This is a genomic window from Pseudomonas sp. M30-35 (genome assembly GCF_002163625.1).
Lineage (GTDB): Bacteria > Pseudomonadota > Gammaproteobacteria > Pseudomonadales > Pseudomonadaceae > Aquipseudomonas.
Genome location: NZ_CP020892.1, coordinates 1,020,069 through 1,041,643, shown reverse-complemented (window position 1 = coordinate 1,041,643; position 21,575 = coordinate 1,020,069). Strand labels below are relative to the sequence as shown.

The following is a 21,575-nucleotide window of genomic DNA, read 5'->3' as shown; positions in this document are numbered from 1 at the left end:
ACTAAAACGCTTGACTGTTTAATGGGGGCTAAAAAATTAATTTCAAGCCTTTTCATCAATTGATGGCGTCGGAGCGGCAGGTGCCTTGCTCACTACAACCATCGCCGGACGCAACAAACGACCGTGCAACTGGTAACCCTTCTGGAACACTTGAATCACGCTGTTTGGCTCCAGGGTTTCGCTTTCCTGCATCGCCATCGCCTGATGCAACTCAGGGTTGAACGGCTGGCCATGCGGATCAATCGCTTCCAACTGAAAACGCGACAGCGTGTCACGGAACAACTTAAGGGTTAACTCCATGCCTTCGCGCACTGCTTTGATCGCCTCATCATCCGGACTCGACAGCTCAAGGCCGCGCTCCAGACTGTCGACAACCGGCAACAGGTCGTTGGCAAATTTTTCCAAGGCAAACTTGTGTGCCTTTTCTACATCCTGATCTGCGCGACGGCGTACGTTTTGCAGGTCAGCAGCCATGCGCAGCGATTGATCCTGCGCAGCTGCCAACTGCTCTTCCAGCGTTTGCACGCGAGCAGCCAGTTCGTCACCCGGCGCTGCATCTACTGCTGCATCTGCCTCGGGAATCTGCGTATCCAGGGTCTGTTCGTCAGCCATGCCTCTCTCCTCTAAATAACGGGCGCGAGTCTTAACTCACGCTTCTGCACCGTTATATGGGGGCGGTTTTTAGAGCTTCAAGGGGAAAACACTCGCAAATACGCAAGATTAAACACGCGCCACATAAGGATATTGCCAGCAGCAAAAAAACTACTGTATAAATAACCATGTCAAACACCCCGGAGACCTCGCCATGCTGGTGCACCTGTCCGTACACAACTACGCAATCGTTGAGCATCTCGATCTAGAGCTCGAGCGCGGCATGAGCGTGATCAGCGGCGAGACCGGGGCCGGCAAATCCATCATGCTCGACGCGCTCGGCCTGACCTTAGGCGACCGGGCAGACAGCGGTGTCGTGCGCCCCGGTGCCGACAAAGCCGACATCCTGGCCAGCTTTGACCTGGATGACATCCCCGAAGCCCGCACCTGGCTAGCCGAGCGCGACCTCGACAATAACGGCCCGTGTATCTTGCGCCGCGTGATCACTGCCGAAGGCCGCTCGCGCGGCTACATCAATGGATCACCCTGCCCGCAAGCCGATTTAAAAGCGCTGGGCGAGCTGCTGATTGATATTCACAGCCAGCATGAGCACCAATCGCTGCTTAAAGCTGAAACTCATCGGCGCTTGCTTGATGAGTTTGCTGGCAGCCAAGAAATTTCTCGCCAAGTGTCGCTGGCAGCGCAGCGCTGGAAGCAAACCAAGAATGAACTGGAGCGCATCTCCAACCTCGGCGATGAACAACGCTCGCGCCATCAATTGCTCAGCTATCAGCTTGAAGAACTCGACAACCTGGCGTTGGTCGACAACGAACTGGAGCAGCTTGAGCAAGAACACAAGAACCTGACCAATGCGGAAAGCCTGCTCAGCGCCTGTCGCCAGGTATTGGAGCTATGCAGCGAGAACGATGCAGGCAACGTGTTATCAGCACTGACTGGCAGCCTCAACCGACTCAGCAGTTTTCAAGGCCAGCCCGGCGCACTGACAGAAGCGAGCCACATGCTCGCCAACGCACAAATTCAGGTTGAAGAAGCCGTCGGCGAACTAAACCGCTTTATTGATCATTTCGACGCTGATCCAGAGCGCCTACAAACGCTCGAAGAACGCCTTGATGCTATTTATACATTGGCGCGCAAGCACCGGATTCAACCCGACCAGCTACCGCACATGCAACAACAACTGTTCGATGAAATTGAAACACTCAACGCTGACGACCAAGCCGTTGAGCGTCTCAACGAAGAACTCAGCGCATTTGAGCGGCATTATCAAAAAAAGGCCGCCGAACTAAGCCGCCTGCGCAACAAAGCCGCCGAGAAGCTCGGCAAAGCGGTAGAAAAGGAAATGCAAACCTTGGGCATGCCCGGCGGACGTTTCAGCATCAAACTGCAAGCCTGCAGCAGCGCCGAGCCGCACGTTAACGGCATGGAACAGGTTGAATTTCTGGTCAGCGCCAACCCCGGCCAGCCGCTCAAAGGCCTGGCTAAAGTTGCATCGGGCGGCGAGCTGTCGCGCATCAGCTTGGCCATTCAGGTAATCACCGCGCAAACCTCACGCGTACCAACGCTGGTATTCGACGAAGTTGACGTGGGCATTGGCGGCCCAACTGCCGAGGTCGTCGGCCAGTTGCTACGCCGCCTGGGGGGACGCGGACAAGTACTGACCGTTACCCACTTGCCGCAAGTTGCAGCACAAGGCCACCAACATCTATTCGTGCACAAGGCACGTGGCAACGACGCCACACGCACCGCCGTCAGCAAGCTCAGCAACGAACAACGTGTCGAAGAGATCGCACGAATGCTTGGCGGCGTTGACCTGACCGATGAATCAATCGCCCACGCCCGACAAATGGTCGGCAGCGCCCAAGCCTGAACGTATTTACACCGCTCAACAAGGCATAAAAAAGGCGACCAAGGTAGGTCGCCTTTTTAAATCACACGCACAAACATGCCGCGTGGAGTAGAAATCGCTGGGGGAACCCCAAATGATTTCTTAGGTTTTTTTACGTACGTAGAGCACCAGGTTGTGGTCTACGAGCTCAAAACCATGCTCGCTTACAATTTCTTTTTGGCGTTTTTCGATCTCGCTATCGAAAAATTCGATCACCTCACCAGTCTCCATACAAACCATATGGTCGTGGTGTCCTCCGTCAGCCAGTTCAAACACGGCATGACCGCCATCAAAGTTATGACGAACAACTAGACCTGCGGCCTCAAATTGCGTCAATACCCGATAAACAGTGGCCAAACCAACGTCCTCACCCGCCTCCATCAGAGACTTGTAGACATCTTCTGCACTCATGTGGCGTTGACCTGCTGAGTCCAGCATTTGCAGGATCTTAACCCGTGGTAGGGTTACTTTTAGGCCAACCTTGCGTAGTTCGTTATTTTCAACCATGGTCTGCTTTCTCGAGGAAGCGGTTTCGCAGCTTCCCTTATTACGGGTATGATCGGGGTTTACGTTGCCCAGCCAAGATAGTGGAAGTCACGCACCGATGCAAAAAACCAAGCTCCTGCTGACCAGCCTCACCTTTACGGGGCTCATCGCACTCGCCGGTTGTTCATTCCCCGGGGTTTATAAAATCGACATTCAACAGGGCAATGTCGTCACACAAGACATGATAGACCAGTTGCGCCCAGGAATGACCCGCAAACAAGTGCGGTTTATTATGGGCAACCCGCTGATTACGGATACATTCCATGCAAATCGCTGGGATTATCTGTACAGCATGCAGCCAGGTGGTCGCCAGCGTTTGCAAGAACGCGTGAGTCTTATGTTTGACGACAATGACCAACTCACCGGTTTAGCTGGCGACTTTATGCCAGGCGTCAGCCGTGACCAGGAAATCATGGGCGATGAGCCTGCGACGACTGTCACACCTGCTGACGGCAGCACAGAGCAGCCAGAGACCGAAGCACCGCAAGTTGACGATGAGCCGCCTGCACCGGGCTCGCTGCTGGAGCAAATCCAGGGGGACGTCGACAGTGCAGAACCTGCAGCGGTGCCTTCACCTGAGCCATTGGATACCGAATAAAGGTCGCCAATAGCCAGATACAAAAAAACCGGTGAAAACCGGTTTTTTTGTTACTCAAGCAAGCTGAACAACGCTTTTATCGTCCAGCACTTGGCTTATTTGTCGAGCATTGCCGGGCTTTACCGAGCATTGGTTGGCGAGCTTCGCGTTGCCACAGCCTTCGGCAGGCATGTGATGTTGTCGCACCCTACTCGCCTGACTCTTCCTTGGCCTTAGCCTTGGCAGCTTTGGCGGCGCGCTGCTTGCGCACCTCTTTCGGGTCGGCGATCAAAGAGCGATAAATTTCGACTCGCTCGCCATCCTCCATCACCCGCTCTTCAGGCTTGGCTACGGCTTTACCAAATATGCCCAGCGGGCTGCTGGCTAAATCCAGGCCGGGAAAATGCGCCTGCATCCCCGACTGCTCGGCAGCCTGGCGCATTGTGGTGCCATACGGCAGGCTCAAGCGCAGCAGCTTTTGCTTATCCGCCAAGGCATACACCACTTCGACCACAATGCTTTTGCTATCCATAAAGCGAGTTACCCGTATAAATTTTTAGCGCGTTGGCAGAACGCATCGACCAGAGTGTTTGCTGCCTGATTGAACAGTGGCCCCAATGTCGCACGGACAATCGAGCCGGCGTAATCAAAGGTCAGATCAAGGCTGATTTTACAGGCCTTGTCACCCAAGGCCTTGAACTCCCAGCGGCCATGAAAGTGATTAAACGGGCCGTCTTCAAGGTTCAGCTCAATCGACTGCCCCGGCACCAAGGTATTACGCGTGACAAAGCGCTGGCTAAAGCCTGCCTTAGCCACTTCAAGGCTGGCGACCATCAGCACATCGGTGACTTCAAGCACCTCACTGGACGAGCACCACGGCAAGAACTCGGGGTATTTAGCCACATCATTGACCAAGTCATAGAGCGCCTGTGCCGGGTATGGCAGCAGCGCCGAGCGCTGAATATGCGTACTCATAAACCAACAACTTCATGCAACACGAACATAATTCTCACTTAGTCAGCTCTGCAACAAACACAATCAAAACACCAACCGGTGCCACAACGCGAATCAACCACAGGGCAATATTGAACAACAGCGGGCTTTTGATCGATAACTCATCACGCACCGAGTCCCGACTCATGACCCAACCCGCGAACATGGCGAAAGCCACGCTACCAACAGGTAACAAAATACGGCTGGTGAGGTAATCAATCCCCTCAAAGAAGGTTTTGCCGCCTTCTGCGCCCCACTGAAACAGGTGAAAGCCGTCTTTGGCAAATACAAAGAACTTAGCATCTGCGCCAATATTGAACGATAGCACCGTACCCATACCGACTATCCAGCAGAAAACTGCCAGTATGCTGGTCACTGCCGCGCGGCTGCGCCCGGTACGCTCAACAAAGTAAGCGACTGCAGGTTCAAGCATGGAAATCGACGAGCTCCAAGCAGCCAATGCCACCAATACGAAAAACACCAAGCCCATGACCTGTCCAAACGCCACATTGCCGAAGGCAATCGGCAGGGTGACGAACATCAATCCTGGCCCGCCGCCGGGCTCAAGGCCGGCAGCAAAAACAATCGGGAACAAAGCCAAGCCAGCCGTCAGTGCGACCAAGGTATCAAGCAGGCCGACCGCCAGCACCGTGGCACCGATTGAAGACTTTTTCGGCATGTACGAGCCGTAAACCATGATCGAACCCACGCCAACGCTGAGCGTGAAGAAAGCGTGACCCAACGCTGCGAGAATCCCGCCCTGAACCTTGCTTGGGTCAAAGTGGAATAGAAAATTAAAGCCTTGCATAAAATGCCCGGTGGTAAAGCTGTAGCCGAGCAGGATCAACAGCAACACAAACAGCATTGGCATCATGATCCGCAAACTGCGCTCAAGCCCGGCCACAACGCCCTTGGCGATGACAAAACCAGTGCCAATCATAAACAGCGTATGCCACAGAGTCAGGCGCCAGGGGTTATCAGTCAGGCCACCGAATGCTGCGCCTGCGCCTTCGCCAGTGATGCCGGTGAAATCGCCACGGCCCATGCCAATGATGTAATCCAGCGACCAGCCAGCAACCACGCTGTAGAACGAGAGAATCAGCAGCGCCGCGACCATGCCGACTACCGCGGCGACCGACCAATAGCGCGAGCCGCCAGATTCCGCAGCCAAGCTGCGCATCGAATTGACCGGGCTTTGCCGACCACGTCGACCAATCAAGGTTTCAGCCAACATGATCGGCAAACCGACCGCAGCAATACACACCAAGTACATGGCAACAAACGCGCCGCCGCCGTAAAGCCCGGCCATGTAGGGAAACTTCCAGATATTACCCAATCCAACCGCCGAACCAGTGGCCGCCAGAATAAACACCCAGCGGCTGGCCCAAGCGCCGTGAATCGAGACTTTATCGTTTGCCATGTGCCGCTAGCCTGCTGTGCTGACCCAAAAAGATCGCGCATTGTCCGAGATAACGCGAGGCGGCTCAAGCTCGCATGGCCCGCACCCCGAGGTTTGCATGCATGACGACGCAATCAATTAATCAATTGTCGTGCATCAGCAGATAGCGCGAGCGCGTACGACTCCCTATAATGCGCCGCCTATGGCTAAACAAAAGAAACAGAACGAGAACACCATCGCGCTTAACAAAAAAGCGCTGCATGACTATTTCATCGAAACCAAGTTCGAAGCAGGCCTCGTGCTCGCCGGTTGGGAAGTGAAAAGCATGCGTGCCGGCAAAGCTCAGTTGACCGACAGCTACGTGCTGCTGAAAAACGATGAAGCCTGGCTGATGGGTTGCCACATCACCCCGCTCACAACTGCAAGCACCCACGTGATTGCAGACCCGACACGCACCCGTAAGCTTTTGCTCAACAAGCGTGAGTTGGAAAAGCTATTCGGCGCAGTCAACCAGAAAGGCTATACCTGCGTCGCATTGTCGATTCAGTGGCAGGCACACCTGGTCAAGTGCACCATTGCACTGGTGAAAGGTAAGAAAGACTTCGACAAGCGTCACACCGAGAAAGAACGTGATGCCGATCGTGAAGTTCAGCGCGCCATGCGCACCAAGGGTAAAGAGTAAAACGCCGCCTTGGATGAACGCGACTAGCCCGGCTAGTCGGCGAGCTAGGGAGTTTGCGTCGAACGGCGCTGCGCCCTGGCTTCGCGCTGCACCTGCTGCTGCACCTCGGCGAGCACTTCCTGCACATAATCAATGTGCTGATTGGACAAGGTTCGCGCCTCATCGGCACGCCCCGCAATAATCGCCTCGTATAGCGCCCGATGCTGGTTAATCAGCATGTCCCGGGTTTCGCTGCGCTGCTCATACATGCCGCCGATGTTGGTCACCACGTTGCGCTTGAGCAAATCAAACAAACCGCGAATGGTGTGCAGCAACACCGCGTTGTGGCTGGCCTCGGCAATAGCCAAGTGAAACTGTGCGTCGGCCGCGCCCTCTTCTGCGCGGGTTACCTTGCCGCTGCGGTTATAGCAATCCTGCAGCGCCTCGAAGGCATTTTTCAGGCGATCCAGATCAAGCTCGGTTGCACGCAGTGCTGCGTAATAGGCACAGGAACCTTCCAGCGTATGACGAAACTCAAGCAAATCACGCTGCGCCTCTGGGTTGCTTTCCATCAGCAATAGCAGAGGGTCGCTAAAGGTTGAGCCCAGCGTCTGCGCGACATAGTTGCCACCGCCCTGCCGACTGACCAACAGCCCCTTGGCAACCAGCTTCTGGATCGCCTCACGCAGCGATGGCCGTGACACGCCAAAGCGCTCAGCCAGCACTCGCTCCGCCGGCAAGCGTTCACCGACCTTTAGCGATCCCTCAAGAATCATGGTTTCCAGTTGCGCAACGATGTCATCACTGAGACGTCGCTGACGCAGTGGTCCAACTTCCATACTTAACCTCACTGGTTTGACCACTTCAAACTGAAGCGTGTGCCAAGAACGCAAGCCTATATCGTCGCCATTAACCGCACAACAACATGCCATCCGACCAAAGTCTTAGTGATGAGGTTTGACAGTCGGCCCCGCTACTTTTAACCTGATCACCGCGCATTGTAAATTGGTCTTACCAATTAATGCGCCACTTAATAACAATAATTTTGAGGTTCGTCATGTTTGCTGCACTAAACAGCCACCTTCGTTCGCACCTCACACGTCGCACCTACGCGCTACTGAACGGAGATTTCAGATGAATTCCGGTGTACTCGCTTTACTCGCTTTCTCGCCTATATTGCTCGCTGCCGTTTTGTTGATTGGTCTGCGCTGGCCGGCCAAACGGGCCATGCCTTTGGTTTATTTACTGACCGCTGCGGTTGGCTTGCTGGCCTGGGACATGAGCTTCACCCGTATTCTGGCTTCAACCCTGCAAGGCCTGCTGATTACCCTTGGCCTGCTGTGGATTATCTTCGGCGCGATCTTGCTGCTGAATACACTCAAGCATTCCGGCGGCATTACCGCGATTCGCGCAGGGTTTGCCACCATTAGTCCAGACCGCCGCATTCAGGCGATCATTATTGCCTGGCTGTTCGGGTGCTTTATCGAGGGCGCGTCAGGTTTCGGCACTCCAGCGGCTATTGCCGCACCATTGCTCGTGGCAATTGGCTTCCCGGCCATGGCTGCTGTGTTGATGGGCATGCTGGTGCAAAGTACGCCGGTATCGTTCGGCGCCGTCGGTACGCCGATTATCGTCGGTGTTAGCACCGGCCTCGACAGCCATGCGATTGGTGCGCAACTACTGGAACACGGTTCGTCATGGGCGCAGTTCCTGCAACTGATCACCAGCGAAGTGGCGATCATTCACGCCATTGTCGGCACGGTGATGCCACTGTTCATGGCGATGATGCTGACCCGTTTCTTTGGTCAGGAGAAAAGCTGGAAAGCCGGTCTGGAAGTGTTGCCATTTGCGCTTTTCGCGGGCCTGGCCTTCACCATTCCTTACGCCTTGACCGGTGTATTCCTTGGCCCTGAGTTCCCATCACTGATTGGTGGCCTCACGGGTTTGGCGATTGTCACCAGCGCGGCGCGCATGGGTTTTCTGGTACCGAAAACCGCTTGGGATTTTGCCCCGGCCAAAGACTGGCCTGCCGAGTGGATCGGCACCGTCGAAATGAAGCTTGACGAACTGGCCCACAAACCAATGAGCTCGCTACGTGCGTGGCTGCCTTATGTATTGGTTGGCGTGTTGCTGGTTATCAGCCGCGTATTCCCGGACGTTGGCAACGCACTCAAAGCAGTGGTGATCAACTTCCCTGACTTGCTGGGTGAAACCGGGGTCAGCGCTAACTTCCAGCCGCTCTTCCTACCCGGCGGTATTCTGGTCGCCGTGGTGCTGGCAACCTTTTTCCTGCACGGCATGAAAGCGCGTGAGCTGACTGCTGCTGTAAAAGAATCCAGCTCGGTATTGCTCAGCGCGGGTTTTGTCTTGCTCTTCACCGTGCCGATGGTGCGTATCCTCATCAACTCTGGGGTTAATGGTGCCGACTTGGGCAGCATGCCGATTGTCATGGCGCGCTGGGTTGCGGATAGCGTTGGCGGTATTTACCCACTGCTAGCGCCAAGTATCGGCGCGTTGGGTGCATTTATTGCGGGCTCCAACACCGTCAGCAATATGATGTTCAGCCAGTTCCAGTTTGGGGTTGCCACGAGCCTTGGTTTATCCAGCGCACTGATTGTTGCGGCCCAGGCCATTGGCGCGGCAGCCGGTAACATGGTGGCCATCCACAACGTCGTTGCCGCATCGGCTACCGTCGGCCTGCTCGGCCGTGAAGGCAATACGCTGCGCAAAACCATCTGGCCTACGCTGTACTACGTGCTATTCACCGGCATCATTGCCATGATTGCCGTGTATGGTCTGGGTATCAGCGATCCATTGCTGGCCGCGCAGTAAGCGCTTCAATACAACATGCCCAGCCCTCTGGGTATGTTGTCGCTAGAGACGTTATGTATAGAAAGCGCGCGCAGCTCTGTGCACGCAAAGTCGAGGACAGCGCCCGCCTGGCAAGATCCTCATAATCAACATCACAGGGTGCTTTATTGATGATTATCTCTGCCTCAACTGATTACCGCGCCGCAGCCCAACGCAAACTGCCTCCATTTTTGTTTCATTACGCAGACGGCGGAGCTTACGCCGAGCACACCCTACGCCGTAACGTTGCTGACTTGGCTGACATTGCCCTGCGCCAGCGCGTGCTGCGCAATATGTCCGAGCTCAGCCTGGAAACCCAACTGTTCAACGAAACCTTGTCGATGCCCGTGGCAATCGCACCCATTGGTTTATGTGGCATGTTCGCGCGTCGCGGTGAAGTTCAGGCCGCGCGTGCAGCAGACTCAAAAGGCATTCCGTTTACACTTTCGACTGTGTCGGTGTGCCCGATCGAAGAAGTTGCCCCAGCGATCAATCGCCCGATGTGGTTCCAGCTGTACGTCTTAAAAGACCGCGGCTTTATGAAAAACGCGCTTGAACGCGCCAAGGCGGCGGGCGTTACCACACTGGTGTTCACCGTTGATATGCCAACACCGGGCGCCCGCTACCGTGATGCGCACTCCGGCATGAGCGGCCCGAATGCGGCGGCGCGGCGCATGCTGCAAGCCGTGACTCACCCATCCTGGGCTTTGGATGTAGGCTTGCTGGGCCGCCCGCATGACCTGGGCAATATTTCTACTTATCGCGGCAATCCAACCGGGCTGGCTGACTACATCGGCTGGCTGGCGAATAACTTCGACCCGTCGATTTCATGGAAAGACCTGGAGTGGATTCGCGACTACTGGGACGGCCCGATGATCATCAAGGGCATTCTCGATCCAGAAGACGCTAAAGATGCAGTCAAATTTGGCGCCGACGGCATCGTCGTATCCAACCACGGCGGTCGTCAGCTCGATGGCGTGTTGTCCAGCGCCCGTGCATTGCCAGCCATTGCTGATGCAGTTAAAGGCGATCTTAAAATCCTCGCGGACTCAGGCATTCGTACTGGCCTCGATGTGGTGCGCATGGTCGCACTCGGCGCTGACTGCGTAATGCTCGGCCGTGCATTCTTGTATGCACTGTCGGTAGCCGGTGAGGCTGGCGTGCGCAATTTACTCGACCTGATCGAGAAAGAAATGCGCGTGGCAATGGTGCTGACTGGCGCTAAATCAATCAGCGAGATCAGCGCAGAGTCACTGGTGCGCGAACTAGGCCGCTAAGCCCTGGATAAAACTTAAAAAAGCGGAGCAATGCGGTTGAACGTAGCCTCATTGCTAACGCTTGAATACCGCTCAACCACCGATGATTCACGGAGCTCGTATGAGCCTGCCTGCTGCATTCCTGACTGAAGTTAAACGCCTGATTCCACGCGAGCGCCTGTTTGATGACCCGATATCGACGCTGGCATTTGGCACAGATGCCAGCTTCTATCGCCTGATCCCAAAGCTGGTGGTGCGCGTCGAGTCAGAAGCAGAAGTCGTCAATCTATTGAAGTTTGCTGGCGCACATCAGGTCGCGGTGACATTCCGCGCGGCGGGCACCAGTCTTTCTGGTCAGGCGCTGAGCGACTCGGTATTGATCGTATTAGGTGACAACTGGAACGCTCGCGAGGTGCGCCAGCAAGGGGCGCAGATTCGCCTGCAACCCGGGGTCATCGGCGCACAGGCCAATCTGGTTCTGGCACCGTTTCAACGCAAAATCGGCCCAGATCCCGCTTCAATCAATGCCTGCAAAATCGGCGGCATCGTCGCCAACAATGCCAGCGGCATGTGCTGCGGAACCGCCCAAAACAGTTACCAGACACTCGCCGGTATTCGCTTGGTACTGGCTGACGGCAGCATCCTCGACAGTGAAGACAGCACCAGCGTTGCCAACTTCGAGAAAAGCCATGCCGAGCTGCTTGCACAGCTCAAAGAGCTGGGCCAGCAGACCCGCGCCAATACTGAGTTGGCAGCGAAGATTCGCCACAAGTATCGGCTGAAAAACACCACCGGCTTATCACTCAACGCCTTGGTCGATTTCGATCAACCGCTGGATATCCTCAGCCACTTGATGGTCGGTTCCGAAGGTACGCTGGGGTTTATCAGCGCAGTCACGTACAACACGGTGCCGGATCATCCGCACAAAGCCAGCGCCTTGATTGTATTCCCGGATGTCGAGACCTGCTGTCGCGCCGTCACCGTACTGAAAAGCCAACCGGTCTCCGCCGTCGAGCTTCTTGATCGACGCAGTTTACGCTCGGTCGAAAATCAACAAGGCATGCCTGAGTGGGTCAAAGCGTTGTCGGCCAATGCCTGCGCATTATTGATTGAAGCGCGAGCCGCCGGTTACAGCTTGCTGGCCGAGCAGCTTAGCCAGATCAGCGCATCCATCAGCCATTTCCCGGTCGAGAAACAGGTCGATTTCAGCAGCGACCCATTGGTTTACAACCAACTGTGGAAGATCCGCAAAGACACCTTCCCAGCAGTAGGCGCCGTCCGTGAGACGGGCACCACAGTGATCATCGAAGACGTCACCTTCCCGGTTGAGCAACTCGCCGAAGGGGTCAACCGGCTGCTTGAACTGTTCGACAAACACGCTTATTCCGAAGCCATTATTTTTGGCCACGCACTCGAAGGCAACCTGCACTTCGTCTTTACCCAAGGCTTTGACTTGCCCGAACAAGTCGCCCGTTATGAAGCCTTTATGCAAGACGTTGCTCAATTGGTGGCGGTGGAGTTCGGCGGCTCGCTCAAGGCAGAACACGGAACCGGACGCAATATGGCGCCCTTTGTTGAATTAGAGTGGGGCCGCGACGCACATCAATTGATGTGGCAGATCAAACACCTGCTTGACCCGCAAGGCATCCTCAACCCGGATGTCGTATTAAGCGAAGACCCGCAGATTCATCTGAAGAACCTGAAGCCACTGCCAGCTGCCGACGAAATAATCGACAAGTGCATCGAGTGTGGGTTCTGCGAGCCGGTTTGCCCTTCAAAAGGCCTGACCTTGAGCCCACGCCAGCGCATCGTTATTTGGCGTGACATTCAGGCCAAACAACGCGCAGGCATTGACACCACGGCGCTGGAGCGCGATTACCATTACCAAGGTATCGACACCTGTGCGGCCACCGGTCTGTGCGCACAACGCTGCCCTGTTGGTATCAACACCGGTGATTTAGTACGTAAGTTGCGCGCCAAAGAGGCAACGCATACCCGCAGCGCTAACTGGCTAGCCGATAACTTTGAAACGGCTGTAAATGGCGCGCGAGCGACGCTGACACTGGCCAATGGCGTGCGCAAATTTCTCGGCGCGCCACGCCTGCAAAGCCTCTCCGCCAGCTTGAGCCGTGTATCCAAACAACGCATCCCACAGTGGACGCCTGCCATGCCGCAGGCTGTGCGGCCCATACGCGTACACCCTCCAACAAATGACGCACGCCCCCGCGTGGTTTATCTGGCCGCCTGCGTATCACGGGCGATGGGCACGTCATTCAGCGACAGTGAACAAGTGCCGCTGATCGACAAGACCCGTAGCCTGCTGGAAAAAGCCGGGTATCAGGTTGTTTTCCCCGAAGCTCGGGAAAGCCTCTGCTGCGGTCAGCCATTCGCCTCCAAAGGCTACGCAGAGCAAGCTGAACGTAAGCGTACAGAGTTAGTCGATGCATTACTCAAAGCCAGCCGTGGTGGGCTTGATCCAATTTACTGCGACACCAGCCCTTGCACGTTGCGCCTGATTCAAGACGGCATCGACCCGCGGCTCAATGTAAATGATCCGGTTAAATTCATCCGCGAGCATTTACTCGATCGCCTGGAGATAACCCCGCAAAGCAAACCCATCGCCTTGCATGTCACCTGCAGCACTCAGCACCTGGGCGAGGCTCAAGGTTTGATCGACATTGCCAGACGCTGCTCGACCCAAGTGTTGATTCCGGAAGGTATTCATTGCTGTGGTTTTGCTGGTGACAAGGGTTTTACTACCCCAGAACTAAACACTCATGCATTGCGCAGCTTGAAAGACGCGGTACAGATCTGTGATGAAGGTATCTCGACCAGTCGCACCTGTGAGATTGGCCTGAGCCAGCATGCCGGCATTGATTATCACAGCCTGGTTTATTTGCTTGATCGCGTTTCGCGTCCCCGTTCTATTTAAAGCTGCTGGCAAAAAAACCGCACAAGGCACGACAGGCCGCGTGCGTGGTTTATCTAGCCATTCTCCAGTCAGCGCGACGCAGTTACAGCATTGAACGAATCTGAACTTTCGATCGGTTCGCCATGTCATTTTCTATGAGCGTTTAAAAAAATGGCTTGTTAGAAACCGCAGACGCAACTCGAAATAATGAGTTAGCTCGCGAGACCTACCATTGAAAAGGATGACTATTATGAAACGTATTTCAGCTTTCGTTATCGCAGCCGCCCTGACAGCACCTGTCTTCGCCGCTGATGATCTATGTGACGTAAATCTGCAAAAGCTCGCTGACAACTCCGCCATCACCACCACGCTTGGCTCACCGCTAAAAGAGCAGGTTGAAGAGCACGTGAAAGCGGCCAAAGAAGCCAAAGCGGCTGGCAATCTGGAAGAGTGTGGCAGCCATGCAGAACAAGCGCTGCAGATGCTTAAAGGCCCAAGCGGCGACACCAACACCGACGCAGGCTAATCACGGCCATATGACAGCCATTCAGGCTCACTCCTGAATGGCTGCCTGCATCGTTCGAGTATTCAGCCGCAGCCTAATACTCAACCGCAAACAATCTGACACTCGATAGCTTGCAGCTATCGTCGGATGTTCAGCGGTTCCCATCTGTAATTTTCCCACTGTAAAAAGCTTCTCGACCCTGCGCTGGTGACTTTTAATGTATCGAGATGTCCGGGAAGAATAGACACCGCTGCGTCACCCGAATAAGGTGGATCACTCTCATGTGAGAACGCCTAAGTAAGGGGAAACTATGAAAATCCAAGTCAATAGCGATAACCACATCGATAGCACTAGCCGACTGGAGGATTGGGTCCGCAGTACCGTTGAAGGCGCACTCGCGCACTATGACGAGCACCTTACTCGCGTTGAAGTTCACCTCAGCGATGAAAACGGCGACAAGCCCGGCCCGGATGACATGCGTTGTCAGATGGAAGCCCGGCCCAAAGGCCATCAACCGGTTTCGGTCTCTCACAAGGCAAGCTCTCTGGATCAAGCCGTTGAAGGCGCGGCCACCAAGCTCAACCACGCGCTTGAACACATGTTCGGCAAACTGCGAAACAAACGCGCAGGCGCCAATGCACTGGCCACTGAGGAAACCTCAGGCAATACAGATGCCCTGCTTCAGGAAGAGTTTCTGGAGAACGATCAAGCTCTGCACAGCTAAGCAATAGCGATGTCTTAGGCATTGATCATCAGTGCTAAAACGATCCTGAAAGGGTGGAACCGCATAAGCGCTTCCACCCTTTTTAATAGACTTCCCCTAGCGACACAGGCTTACGGCCGTGCGACCTGACTGGTGACATCCAGCGATGACAACAGCAGGCGGCGCAGCGTTTTGAGCGCTATCGGCTTGGTCATGCAAGCTTGAGCACCAAGGCCGCGTGCCTCTGCAAATACCCGCTCATCAGATTTCGCGCTGATGACAATCACTGGGAGTCCAGTGAGCGCAGGGTTGCCATGGATCTGGCGTAATAGAACTAGCCCCTCAGTCGCGGTCGGTAAATCAAGGTCTAACAGCAACAGACTTGGCACCTCTTCATCAAGCGCGGCCAACGCTTGCTGCGCAGTATTAACCCCGCGCACATCAGCTAAGTCTTGCAACACTTCTGTAGCCAGCTCCAGGCTAACCAGACTGCTGTCAACGCATAGCACTGTCGGCGTTTGCAGCGCGAGTAAGCTGTGCTGGTGAGTTAAATCTGGTTGGCCCGCGCTCTGTAGGTCGATCCAGAAACAACTGCCCTTCCCTTCCTCGCTATCCACCCCGATTTCGCCCCCCATCAAATTAGCCAGCTCGCGGCAAAGCACCAAACCTATGCCAGTACCTGGGATGTTCGAGCTCTCACGACCAAGCCGCTGGAAGGGTTCAAACAGTTGCCTGATCTGCTCCTCACTGAGTCCATCACCATTATCACTCACCCATAACCTTACTGAGTCAGAGCGCAACTCGTAACCAAGCTTGACGGTGCCTTTTGGCGAGTTGTACTTGATCGCATTCGACAAAAAGTTGAGTAACACCTGACGAACGCGCCTAGCGTCAGCGTGAACATACAACGAAACATCCTTGCCAATTTCAACGTCGATATTAAGCTCACGACGTTGCGCTTCCGGCAGCAGTAATTCCGCGCAGCCGTGCAGCAGGCCAGAAAGTTCGACCGATTCCATGTGCAATTGCTGGGTGCGGCTTTCAATGCTCGACAGGTCAAGAATGTCATCAACCAATGAGGTCAGGTGACGGCTGGCGTTGACAATCTCCTGCGCATAATCAGCCTCTTGCTGGCGGTCGTTTTTATCCTGCGTCTCGAGCTCAATTAGCTGGGCAAACCCTTGAATCGCATTGAGTGGCGTACGCAGCTCATGGCTCATACTCGACAGGAAACGACTCTTGGCCTGACTTGCAGATTGAGCCTCCAATGTGGCGCTGCGCAGCTCCTCCTGGGCAAGTTTCAGGCGGGTAATATCAACATGCGTCCCCGCAATACGAACTGCATAGCCATCATCATCACGCTGCAAAACCTTGCCGCGACTCAGCAACCAGACGTAGTTACCGGCAGCGTCTGCATAACGGTACTCGGCTTCGAAGCGCTCTTGATCACTGTGTGAAAATTGCTCACGCAAATGGCGTATACGCTCTACGTCATTAGGGTGCATACGCTGATTGAAATCCGTGAAAGAGATGACATTTTCAGGTAGCCCAAAGCGCGTGCGAAACCGCTCACTGATACGAATCGTCAACAAATGATGGTCCACTTCCCACAAACTCTCGGTCGTACTTTCAAGCACCAGCTGCAAGATGCCTTGCGCTTCCTGCCGCTTGAGTTCACTCGCCTGCAACTGCTCTGCGGTCTGCAGCACCGCAGTTGAAATTGACTCCAGCTCATGGATCTCACTGCGTACCGCTTGCAACTCGTATTGCCCGCTTCCCAGTTGCCGGAGCATCCCCACAATAGAGTCAATCGGCGTGAGCAACAAAGCACTCAAACGTTTGGACCGCAGCCACATCCAGCCGAAAAACAGTAGGTAGAACAGCAATAAGCCCACGATCATCAGATAGCCAATACTCAGGTAATGGCTGGCAATGCGATTGGCCTCGCGGAAGATATTGACCTCATCAACAACCAGCAGCAGTTTCCAGCCAGTCTGTTTAACCTCGCTCCATGCCACTAACTGCTTACGGCCGTTTAGGTTGGTCTCGGTTACTGCGCCATTGCCTTGCGTAATAGCGGCCAACAGTGGCTGCATGTCTTCGCGCCCAGCCAAGCTAAAGCGTTTGGGCTTCAAGACTTCAGCGCTTACCGCTCCGCTGTACGAGGCCTCGGTAAGCTCTGCTAAACCGAAGTCTTGCTCACCAGCTTTAGGCAGCGCCATGATGATGTTTCCAGGACCGACCAACACGGAGTACCCCTCCCAGGGCACAATCAAATCGCTGATTTCTTGAATCAACTCACTGACCGTGACATCGAGCCCAACCACACCCTCCAAAAAATCACCCCGGTACACCGGTGCAATAGCCGACATCACCCAGCCTTGGCCCGCAGGATCGAGATAAATATCGGTCCAGACCGTTTTGCGCTCAGGGTTATGCGCGGCATCAGCCTTGTAGTAGAAACTGAACTTGGTCATGTCGAAGTCACGCGGGTAGACCGCAAGTGAATCGATAGAGGGGTAAATCCGGTTGTAGCTGTCCCACGTATTGAAATACGCCGCTGCCACGGTCGAATTCGCAGCGTGAATGGAGCGCAGAAGCGGGTCAATCTGAGATAAACGCAGGACCTTGTCATGATCCTGCTGCTGCAGTGGGGTCAGATTCGAATAGAAGGATGAAGCGCGGCCAAGGTCTGGTTCTGAATAGTAAATCCCTTCCGGGCTGGTTCTGTAACGGTTTCGCTCGACTTCATCAGGTTTGAAGTCCTTATCCAACAGCGCTTGCTGAGCAGCATCACGCAATAGCTCAACCTGAACCTGCACGCCTCGTAGCCGGCTTTCGATAACCTGCCGCTCGCGGTCAACGGAAGTCGACAACTGGCTAAGCGCACTGTCGCGCAGGTAGCCCACTTGAGCTTCTCGTATGGCCGAATTGCTTAGCATGTAAACAGCAATTAGCACGCACTCGACCAGCACCAGCGGAATCAGCGAGCTCTGTACAAATGCCCGCCATATCCACTGGCGCAATGGATATGGCGATACCCGTGATGACATACACTTGCCTCTTCCCGAAGACCCAATGTCTAGCAACCGCCATCATACATGCATCAGGCAGGGCGACTCAGCAATCGAAGTATTGGCGGTCGACGCACACAGGCGCTTTGTCGTACACTAGAGGGGTCGTAAAGACGCACCACAGTTTCGGGGCCGATTAGGATTCGACGCCGGTAGCGAAACTCGAGGGGCATGCCGAGTGGGTAACAGAACTCGTAAATCCACTGTTGCAAACTTTATAATTGCCAATGATGACAATTACGGTGCTCAACTAGCTGCGTAAGCAGCCTAGTCGCACTTCTGGTAGCTTCGGCTCCAGCAATCATTAGGGGATGTCTGTAAACCCGAAATGATTGTCATATAGAACAGAATCGCCGCGTAGTACGTTGTGGACGAAGTGGCTAAAACTTACACAACTCGCCCAAAGCACCCTGCCCGTCGGGCGGCCAAGGGTTAACTTAATAGACACGGCTAAGCATGTAGAACCGACAGCGGAGAACTGGCGGACGGGGGTTCAAATCCCCCCGGCTCCACCATTTGCAACACGATAAGCCCTTGAATTTCCTAGTGATTTTCAGGGGCTTTTTGCTTTCTGGGTGTTAGGTGTCGAAAAAGTGTCGACATTGAGAGAGTGCCACTACATTGCTACTATTCGAACTCTAAACGCTAAGGGCATTCCTTAAGCGATTTATCAGGGTGAGATAGTGAGCGGGATTAAAGACAGGATCGAGGAAGCAAAATACGTAGGAACGCTGATTATCACTCTAGTCATAAAAGCGTCCAATTGGATGTGGAGTAGGCTTTTACTACTAGCAGCCGTAGGCGTCATTACGCTGGGAAGCCTTAATCTATATACCTTTAGCCAGGTCAAAATATATTCCGACAGCTCAGACGCCTTCCGTATGAAGGTGAATGAAGCCAGAACGTATAACTGGGACTGGAAGGTATTAGACTACCTTGACCTCTGCATAAGCGCAGAAAAGGCCAATGACGCCAACACGAACTACTACTGTGAAGACGCGATGGCACTTTACAAAGAAACATTCGTGGAGACTCCAAAAAGTAGAGTCGCTGAAAACATAGAGCGTAAAGCTTATGGAGCAATGAAGGTTGATATGCAGGTACGAATGCGCGCCAGAAGTTCCGATACGACTCTAAATCCAGAAAAGCCGAAATTGGATGCCATTACTAAATTTCTATTTACACCTTTGGGGTTAGCTCTCATCCTCATAGCTGGCACGCTCCTGATGATGGCAACATACGTCGCAACCTTTGTAATTCATAAAGCAAGAAGCTCAAGCCCCCCTTCGCCCAGTGATGCAACGTAACAAATCAATAATCCTCTCGCAAAATAAGCGGACCGAGTAGCACAGCATCCTGCAGATGATCCGGCGCAAGGTGTGCATAGCGCATGGTCATAGCCAAGCTGGAGTGACCAAGGATCTTCTGCAGGGTCAGGATATTTCCGCCGTTCTGGATGAAGTGGCTGGCGAAGGTGTGCCGCAGGGAGTGGGCGGCCTGCCCTTTCGGGAGCTTGATTGAAGTTCTGGCCAAAGCACGCCGAAACGAAGTGATGGACGAGTTAGGTTGTCCGTGTTGCTTCCAATGACGGACGATCTTGGCTTCTAGCTCTTTGGTGATAGGCACAGAGCGAACCTTACCGCTCTTGGTTCCGCTGAATGTAATCACCCCGTTACGCAGCCCAGTAGACTTGAGTTTCTCAGCCTCAGACCATCGAGCACCTGTAGCCAAGCAGATCAGTGTGATGATCTCGACATGCGGATTATCACAACCACTGCTAATTGCCTGCAGCAACTCGGTTATTTGCTCAGAGGTCAGCCATGAAAGCTCACGCTCTTGGATCTGCAGCGGTTTGACCTGGGCGAGTGGGTTTGCATAGGTGATAACTCCCAGCCTAGACAATTCGTTGTACACAGAGCGCAGATAGCCAAGTTCATTGTTCAGCGTCTTGGGTGATACGCCTTGAGCGAGCCGCTTGCGTCGGTCGTTGGCGTAGACCTGCGGATCTAACTTAGCTGCCAATGGGTTGCGAAAGCGCTTAGCCACCAGATCGAGTTTGGCCTTGCGACGTTGACCATCGCGCAATGAGTGCCCGTGCAGCTCAAACCAAGCGTCAATAAGCCCAGTAAGACGCCGAGCATCAGTGGGACGAGGGTTCCAAACCGGCGTTTCGACAACCTTAGCCCTGCAGTACGAGACGAACCGTTGAGCCTCGCCTTTGGTCTTGAAGGTCTTGCGAAAGCGCTTGCCCTTGACTGGCTCTATATCGACTTTCCAGCGACCATCTGGCTGTTGATCAATCGCCATTAAACCGCCCTACCCCAACGAACATGACGTTCCTCAAGTAACGCCTTGATGTGCTTATACAGATCCCGTTCGCTCATACCCTTGGCCGCGTAGTGATCGCGTATTACCGGCCAGCATTCCCATTCTTTCAGACGATCAAACGCCTTTTTTGCGCCCACCTGCTCCCTTGCCAGTAGGCTTACGAAGTTTCCCAAGAAAAGCTCAACGTTCTTACCCGAAAAGCCACGGGAGGTCTTGTAGTAACGCTTGTACTCGGTGTCATCGAGTAGCGAATCGGCTTCAATATCCACTTTTACGTCCTCACGAATGAGCGTCCAGAACGGCTCGAAATAGCCCGGACGGCATAGCAATTTGAATTGGCTCAACCCATAGCGCCAAAGCCCGTCTAAGTGGCCAGAGAACGCCGCAAAGCTACTGGTGTCGATAACTGAGCCGCTTTGCAGATCGACAGAGCCGCTGGCGAATTGCTGGATTATTGAGTGGTGGTAACGCAGCTCGATGCGCCATACGTCTTGGTTTGGGTCGTAGTTGTCCGGGTCGTTATCGTCGAAGCTGTCACGACGCTTCCAAACGCTTTCCCAATAGTCGAGCTTGTCAGTAGCTCGGGCTTGTTCGGTTTTGTTGTAGATACACAACTGAACACCGTTAGCTGAGCCAAACATCGACGTTTCGCCACGTCCATACACACTGGACTTAGTGGCCCAGTTGATTTCATTGATGCCCGAGATATCACGGTGAGTCCGGGCACGGCAGTGCATGCGGGCAACCAAATCGGTTGGAGGTGTCCAGCCTTGAAGGTCTAAGGCCAAATGGACGGCGCACTGATTGATTTCAACGTTACTCAGAATGTGCTCGGCGTAGTAGTCCAAGCGTGCTTGCAGACGTTCAGGTGACAGGTTGTCGATTGCGTGCGGTGAAACCTCAATTTTCAAGTGAGGCCCAGCGCTTTCAAGCTTGGCATTGAAGTTCTTGATCAGCAAAATCAGGCCAAGGTCAGCGTTTTGCAGCTTGTACTGATAGCCAGAGTCACGCCCTACCCGTCCCGAGTGCCAACGTTGCCCAGCGAAATCGACAATTGATCCCGGCACCTCAAACAGCGCCATGATGTGCGGACGGATCAGCCCCCGATACAACTGGCGAACCGTATCCACACCACAACGAAGCAAACGGACTTTTGAAAGGTCTGTGATTCGACCGTTTCCACGGTCAGCAAACAGCCTACCGGTTGCAGACTCGTAACCGTCGTTGTTCAACCTGATTTGATCTTGTGGTTTCAATTTGCGTTTCTCCAGCATT

At 54.3% G+C, this 21,575-nt stretch carries 18 protein-coding genes and 1 other RNA gene; 10 read left to right on the top strand and 9 right to left on the bottom strand.

Annotated features, from left to right (window positions below; all coding sequences use genetic code 11):
* Window positions 1-42 precede the first annotated feature (42 nt).
* On the bottom strand, window positions 43-612 hold the full coding sequence (gene grpE, locus B9K09_RS04885) for a nucleotide exchange factor GrpE (RefSeq protein WP_087515770.1): 570 nt from the start codon (window positions 610-612) through the stop codon (window positions 43-45).
* A 193-nt stretch (window positions 613-805) separates the two neighbouring features.
* Here grpE and recN point away from each other — a divergent pair, with 193 nt between their 5' ends.
* Window positions 806-2,479 (top strand): DNA repair protein RecN, encoded by a 1,674-nt coding sequence (gene recN / locus B9K09_RS04880; protein ID WP_087515769.1) that lies wholly within the window; start codon window positions 806-808, stop codon window positions 2,477-2,479.
* A gap of 120 nt (window positions 2,480-2,599) precedes the next feature.
* Here recN and fur read toward each other — a convergent pair whose 3' ends face one another.
* Window positions 2,600-3,004, bottom strand: a complete 405-nt coding sequence (fur, locus tag B9K09_RS04875) for a ferric iron uptake transcriptional regulator (protein ID WP_087515768.1) — start codon at window positions 3,002-3,004, stop codon at window positions 2,600-2,602.
* Window positions 3,005-3,101: 97 nt separating this feature from the next.
* Here fur and B9K09_RS04870 point away from each other — a divergent pair, with 97 nt between their 5' ends.
* Window positions 3,102-3,641, top strand: a complete 540-nt coding sequence (locus B9K09_RS04870; RefSeq protein WP_087515767.1) for an outer membrane protein assembly factor BamE — start codon at window positions 3,102-3,104, stop codon at window positions 3,639-3,641.
* Window positions 3,642-3,828: 187 nt separating this feature from the next.
* Here the strand turns inward: B9K09_RS04870 and B9K09_RS04865 are convergent, their stop codons facing one another.
* The 3 genes from B9K09_RS04865 to B9K09_RS04855 are packed head-to-tail and all read right to left on the bottom strand — an operon-like array spanning window position 3,829 to window position 6,033.
* Window positions 3,829-4,152, bottom strand: coding sequence for an RnfH family protein (locus B9K09_RS04865; protein WP_087515766.1), 324 nt, complete (start codon window positions 4,150-4,152; stop codon window positions 3,829-3,831).
* Window positions 4,153-4,160: 8 nt separating this feature from the next.
* Window positions 4,161-4,595, bottom strand: a complete 435-nt coding sequence (locus B9K09_RS04860) for a type II toxin-antitoxin system RatA family toxin (RefSeq protein WP_087515765.1) — start codon at window positions 4,593-4,595, stop codon at window positions 4,161-4,163.
* A gap of 34 nt (window positions 4,596-4,629) precedes the next feature.
* The gene (locus B9K09_RS04855) at window positions 4,630-6,033 is read right to left on the bottom strand and encodes a sodium-dependent transporter (protein ID WP_087515764.1); all 1,404 of its coding nucleotides are present in this window, start codon (window positions 6,031-6,033) and stop codon (window positions 4,630-4,632) included.
* A 181-nt stretch (window positions 6,034-6,214) separates the two neighbouring features.
* Between B9K09_RS04855 and smpB the strand changes: the two genes are divergently transcribed.
* Window positions 6,215-6,694, top strand: coding sequence for an SsrA-binding protein SmpB (gene smpB / locus B9K09_RS04850; protein WP_087515763.1), 480 nt, complete (start codon window positions 6,215-6,217; stop codon window positions 6,692-6,694).
* A gap of 44 nt (window positions 6,695-6,738) precedes the next feature.
* Here the strand turns inward: smpB and B9K09_RS04845 are convergent, their stop codons facing one another.
* The gene (locus B9K09_RS04845; protein ID WP_087515762.1) at window positions 6,739-7,512 is read right to left on the bottom strand and encodes an FCD domain-containing protein; all 774 of its coding nucleotides are present in this window, start codon (window positions 7,510-7,512) and stop codon (window positions 6,739-6,741) included.
* A gap of 295 nt (window positions 7,513-7,807) precedes the next feature.
* Between B9K09_RS04845 and B9K09_RS04840 the strand changes: the two genes are divergently transcribed.
* From B9K09_RS04840 to B9K09_RS04820, 5 genes are all read left to right on the top strand, one after another.
* Window positions 7,808-9,505, top strand: coding sequence for an L-lactate permease (locus B9K09_RS04840; RefSeq protein WP_087515761.1), 1,698 nt, complete (start codon window positions 7,808-7,810; stop codon window positions 9,503-9,505).
* A 149-nt stretch (window positions 9,506-9,654) separates the two neighbouring features.
* Window positions 9,655-10,800 (top strand): FMN-dependent L-lactate dehydrogenase LldD, encoded by a 1,146-nt coding sequence (lldD, locus tag B9K09_RS04835; RefSeq protein ID WP_087515760.1) that lies wholly within the window; start codon window positions 9,655-9,657, stop codon window positions 10,798-10,800.
* 100 nt (window positions 10,801-10,900) lie between these two features.
* Window positions 10,901-13,711, top strand: coding sequence for an FAD-binding and (Fe-S)-binding domain-containing protein (locus B9K09_RS04830; protein ID WP_087515759.1), 2,811 nt, complete (start codon window positions 10,901-10,903; stop codon window positions 13,709-13,711).
* A gap of 229 nt (window positions 13,712-13,940) precedes the next feature.
* Entirely contained in the window at window positions 13,941-14,216 is a 276-nt protein-coding gene (locus tag B9K09_RS04825; RefSeq protein ID WP_087515758.1) for a hypothetical protein, read from the top strand.
* A 289-nt stretch (window positions 14,217-14,505) separates the two neighbouring features.
* Entirely contained in the window at window positions 14,506-14,919 is a 414-nt protein-coding gene (locus B9K09_RS04820; RefSeq protein ID WP_087515757.1) for an HPF/RaiA family ribosome-associated protein, read from the top strand.
* Window positions 14,920-15,029: 110 nt separating this feature from the next.
* Here the strand turns inward: B9K09_RS04820 and B9K09_RS04815 are convergent, their stop codons facing one another.
* Window positions 15,030-17,951, bottom strand: coding sequence for an ATP-binding protein (locus B9K09_RS04815; protein ID WP_087515756.1), 2,922 nt, complete (start codon window positions 17,949-17,951; stop codon window positions 15,030-15,032).
* A 149-nt stretch (window positions 17,952-18,100) separates the two neighbouring features.
* On the opposite strand from B9K09_RS04815, the gene ssrA reads away from it, so the two are divergent.
* Window positions 18,101-18,487, top strand: a transfer-messenger RNA (tmRNA) gene (ssrA, locus tag B9K09_RS04810).
* Window positions 18,488-18,655: 168 nt separating this feature from the next.
* Window positions 18,656-19,279, top strand: a complete 624-nt coding sequence (locus tag B9K09_RS04805) for a hypothetical protein (RefSeq protein WP_087515755.1) — start codon at window positions 18,656-18,658, stop codon at window positions 19,277-19,279.
* A gap of 4 nt (window positions 19,280-19,283) precedes the next feature.
* Here the strand turns inward: B9K09_RS04805 and B9K09_RS04800 are convergent, their stop codons facing one another.
* Window positions 19,284-20,279, bottom strand: a complete 996-nt coding sequence (locus tag B9K09_RS04800; protein WP_087515754.1) for a tyrosine-type recombinase/integrase — start codon at window positions 20,277-20,279, stop codon at window positions 19,284-19,286.
* A complete protein-coding gene (locus B9K09_RS04795) occupies window positions 20,279-21,556 on the bottom strand; it encodes a hypothetical protein (RefSeq protein WP_087518985.1) in 1,278 nt (425 codons plus the stop codon). The genes B9K09_RS04800 and B9K09_RS04795 overlap by 1 nt, the downstream gene beginning before the upstream one ends.
* Between the last annotated feature and the right edge of the window lie 19 nt (window positions 21,557-21,575).